This is a genomic window from Colwellia sp. E150_009 (assembly GCF_053543955.1).
This window is the reverse complement of sequence record NZ_JBHFOM010000080.1, coordinates 1-3993: the sequence shown is the minus strand read 5'-3', so window position 1 is coordinate 3993 and position 3993 is coordinate 1. Positions and strand designations below refer to the sequence as shown.

Annotated in this window: 4 protein-coding genes, 4 tRNA genes and 1 rRNA gene; all 9 read right to left on the bottom strand. The window is 36.7% G+C overall.

Annotated elements, in window-relative coordinates; all coding sequences use genetic code 11:
* The coding region (locus ACE1OF_RS19475) for a GTP-binding protein (RefSeq protein ID WP_448896392.1) at nt 1-113 on the bottom strand (113 nt) is incomplete at its 3' end.
* A 95-nt stretch (nt 114-208) separates the two neighbouring features.
* Nucleotides 209-284: transfer RNA gene (locus ACE1OF_RS19470), tRNA-Thr, on the bottom strand.
* Between the two features lie 16 nt (nt 285-300).
* Nucleotides 301-375: transfer RNA gene (locus tag ACE1OF_RS19465), tRNA-Gly, on the bottom strand.
* A 60-nt stretch (nt 376-435) separates the two neighbouring features.
* A tRNA-Tyr gene (locus ACE1OF_RS19460) sits at nt 436-520 on the bottom strand.
* 41 nt (nt 521-561) lie between these two features.
* Nucleotides 562-637: transfer RNA gene (locus ACE1OF_RS19455), tRNA-Thr, on the bottom strand.
* 151 nt (nt 638-788) lie between these two features.
* The gene (locus ACE1OF_RS19450) at nt 789-1511 is read right to left on the bottom strand and encodes a type III pantothenate kinase (RefSeq protein ID WP_448896533.1); all 723 of its coding nucleotides are present in this window, start codon (nt 1509-1511) and stop codon (nt 789-791) included.
* Nucleotides 1508-2485, bottom strand: a complete 978-nt coding sequence (birA, locus tag ACE1OF_RS19445; RefSeq protein WP_448896532.1) for a bifunctional biotin--[acetyl-CoA-carboxylase] ligase/biotin operon repressor BirA — start codon at nt 2483-2485, stop codon at nt 1508-1510. Before birA ends, ACE1OF_RS19450 begins: the two co-directional genes overlap by 4 nt.
* The gene (gene murB, locus ACE1OF_RS19440; protein ID WP_448896531.1) at nt 2478-3518 is read right to left on the bottom strand and encodes a UDP-N-acetylmuramate dehydrogenase; all 1041 of its coding nucleotides are present in this window, start codon (nt 3516-3518) and stop codon (nt 2478-2480) included. Before murB ends, birA begins: the two co-directional genes overlap by 8 nt.
* A gap of 200 nt (nt 3519-3718) precedes the next feature.
* A 5S ribosomal RNA gene (gene rrf, locus ACE1OF_RS19435) occupies nt 3719-3833 on the bottom strand.
* Between the last annotated feature and the right edge of the window lie 160 nt (nt 3834-3993).

The following is a 3993-nucleotide window of genomic DNA, read 5'->3' as shown; positions in this document are numbered from 1 at the left end:
TTAGTTAATACCGCAGAGATAGCGGCTGTTAAAGTTGTTTTACCGTGATCAACGTGTCCGATAGTACCAACGTTTACATGTGGTTTATTACGTTCAAATTTTTCTTTAGCCATTTTTCAATACCTCTGGGTATAAAATTAAGTTTAGTTTTACATTTACTATATAGAGTACGTTTCTTTGGAAATAATAGGATAGAATATCTATTGAATGGTGCTGATAGGCAGATTCGAACTGCCGACCTCACCCTTACCAAGGGTGCGCTCTACCAACTGAGCCATATCAGCATTCATTTACAAAGATTGGAGCGGGTGGCGGGAATCGAACCCGCTTCATCAGCTTGGAAGGCTGAGGTAATAGCCAGTATACGACACCCGCTAACTCTATCAGATTATCTCTCTTTTATTCACACTAACTCATCAGTGTGAATTTAAAATATGGTGGAGGGAGGTGGATTCGAACCACCGAAGGCGGAGCCGTCAGATTTACAGTCTGATCCCTTTGGCCACTCGGGAACCCCTCCAGTATATTTTTCACTTCTTCACTTTTGTAAAGAAGTATTAATGGTGCCGACTGCCGGAGTCGAACTGGCGACCTACTGATTACAAGTCAGTTGCTCTACCAACTGAGCTAAGTCGGCACTACATTAAGTGGTGCGAATTCTAGAGTAATGTTTTGCCCCTTGCAAGTGTAAATTTCAAAAAATGCCATGTTTTTTCTACTTTCAGGATTGTTTAGTGTTCGTTTGATGTTTTTTTATCCAAAGGCTTATGGATTGATGACAGCAACGACTATATATAAGCTTGTAACCCAGAAAATACTAGTTCATCTATCACACTACTTTGACAAGAGAAAAATGATGATAATAAATGACCATTCCCCCCTGTGAAAATTATTTGGTCAACAGAACCCCCTTGTTTTTCAATTTGGGATATAGCTAAATTAATCATGCCAACGGTTGCAGCCCATGCCGCATTATTCACATTATTTGATGTATTAAGACCAAATTCAGTACACTCTCTATTGATACTGTCAACTTTGACTTGCGCTGTTTGTGTCAATACACTGGAAACTAATGCATTTATACCTGCTAAAATCCATCCACCTTTATGTTGCCCAGTTGCTAATAAAAAGTCTACTGTCGTAGCTGTACCAGCATCAACAATCAAAACATTACGATTAGGAAACAGTTCTGCAGCACCAATCAGTGTTAACCAACGGTCAACACCTAATTGACTGGGAAAGGTATAGCCTGAAATGATATGATTCTTTCTTTTTTCACTAATAATTCGCTCATACAAAATTTTATTTAATATACACCAGTCACTTATTCGGTCAGTTACCTCATTACAACTAACGCTCGCCACCAATAGTCTACTCACTCCTTTGAAGTTATCTGATAAAAACTGTTGGGTTAGCTTTTGTGTTAACACAGCTTTGGGAGTATTTCGTCTTCCTTCATTAACCAGACAGTATTTGGCCCGAGTATTACCAATATCAATCAATAGAATCATTCATTTCCTCGTAAACTGATTTCTCCACCATAGATAGGTTTTACTTGTTCATCAACTTCAAGCATTAACGCTCCCTGATTATTTACACCACGACAAATACCCTTGAGTTCTCGTTCACCAGTTATCAACTTTACTTTTTTATCTAAATATAGATCCTGTTTATGCCACTCCTCAAGCATCGATGATAACCCTTCATCTTGTTGTTTCTGCAATCTTTGATGTAAAAAATGAATTAAACGTGCGGATAAAAGATTCCTGTCTATCACCTTGTTACTATGGCTTTCTAAATCAGTCCAATTCTGGTCAATCTTTAAAGCGACTTGATCTGGCATATTCAAATTTAAACCAATCCCGATAACGCTATGGCTTGGTTCTAGTGCTTGTCCTTCGAGATCAATCAATATACCTGCTAATTTAACCCCACCTAGATAAATATCATTGGGCCATTTCAACTGGACTTCGATATTAGTTATCTCATAAATCGCATCACTAACAGCTAATGCTGCAACTAAACTTAATCCCATAGCAGCCGAAAGGCCTTGCTCTAAATACCAATACATTGATAGGTAAATTTGGGAACCAAAAGGTGAAATCCACTCTCGTCCTCGTCTACCTCGACCTGCACTTTGATATTCAGTAAGACATACTTGCCCCTGTGATAATTGGTTTGGTAATTTTCGAAGGAGATAACTGTTAGTAGAATCAATTAGGCTATGTACTTCTATCTCTAACAACTCATCAGCTTGTGATAACGATTTAACAATTTTTCGTTTAGAAAGCAGTTTCAAGGGCTTAGATAATTTATAGCCTTTACCTGTAACGCTATAAATATCCAAGCCCATTTCTGTTAATGATTTAATATGTTTTGATATAGCCGTACGGCTAATTTTTAGTTGTTCGCCTAGATCTTGCCCTGAAACAAAGTTTCCATCAGCCAGTGCATTAATAATATGCTCTCTAACGGTTCTAGACATTTTCCAGCATCCTATTTACATTAGGTAAGTTTGAAAAGTCTATTTCCCCTTTTGATGTAACCATTCTTACCTCTGGCGATAATAAAATACCAAATTTCCCTAGCACCTGTTGCTGTATAAACTGAGCTAGCTCAACAATATATTTACCTTCATTGCTATTATAATTCACTAAAACAAGTGCTTGTTTATCGTGCACACCTACATTATTCACAGAATAACCTTTTAAACCTGTTTGCTCAATTAACCATCCAGCGGCTAGCTTAGCTGAACCATCAGGCTGAGAATAAAATGGCATAGATGGATAGATATAAGTTAATTGTTCTAATTTTTGCTTACTTACTATTGGATTTTTAAAGAAACTACCCGCATTAGGCAATTTTTGGGGATTTGGTAGTTTAGCCTTGCGTAAGCTAATAACTTTCTCCATCACTTGTTTTGCAGTAGAATTCGAACCTAATTCATTCAAGCCAGCATAAGATACGTTCACTTGCCATTTTTTGGAGAAAGACAATACAACTTCAACAATAACACCTTTGTTGTGTAAATCTTGTTTGAAAATACTGTTCCTATAAGCAAAATGACAATCTTTGCTTCTTATTGATTTGATTTTTTTATTAGAGAAGTCAAACCATGAGACGCTTGTGCAAAAATCCGAAAATTCAACACCATAAGCACCTATATTTTGTACAGGAGCAGCACCAACACTTCCAGGTATCAAAGCTAAATTTTCTAAACCGAAAATACCACGGTTTACGCAAAAACAAACTAAATCATGCCAATTTTCACCTGAACAAATGGTGACAATAAAATTATCATCTGTTTCAGATATTTTTATTCCTTTGAATTCTGGTTTAATGATAATTGGAGCATTATCTTCAACAAATAAAGTATTGCTACCATCACCAAGAATATAAAACGAATCCAGATCAGGGAGTTCAAATAAATCTGATTTAGAATTAAGTTTATAGACGGCTGGGGAAATAGCTTGTATATGAAAGCTATTATTCTGTTGCAAAGAAAACTGTTTAATCAAGTCCATAGCTTTTCTATATAGTCAATTTGAATACTTATATTGTACTTAATAATAGAATCAACGCCAATTAAACCAGCTAAAGTTTATACATTCATTATATTTAATTGGTACCAGGCTAGGAGCATAGTACCACTATCACATTTCTTAAATTTCACACAGCAAAAAGCCCGTCACAATGTAACGGGCTTTTCTTAATAGAAGTTTAGCAATGTCCTACTCTCACATGGGAACTCCCACACTACCATCGGCGCTACTGCGTTTCACTTCTGAGTTCGGAATGGAGTCAGGTGGGGCCACAGCGCTATTGTCGCTAAACAAAAAGGGACAATCTTGGAAAATCTAATATAAATACATTTATTCATTCAAGTATCACGTGCGTGATTTACCTTTAGGTATCTTTTCATGTCAGTCTTAACACAATCTCTTTCGTCTTCTTAAAAAACTACTTGGGTGTTGTATGGTTAAGCCTCACGGG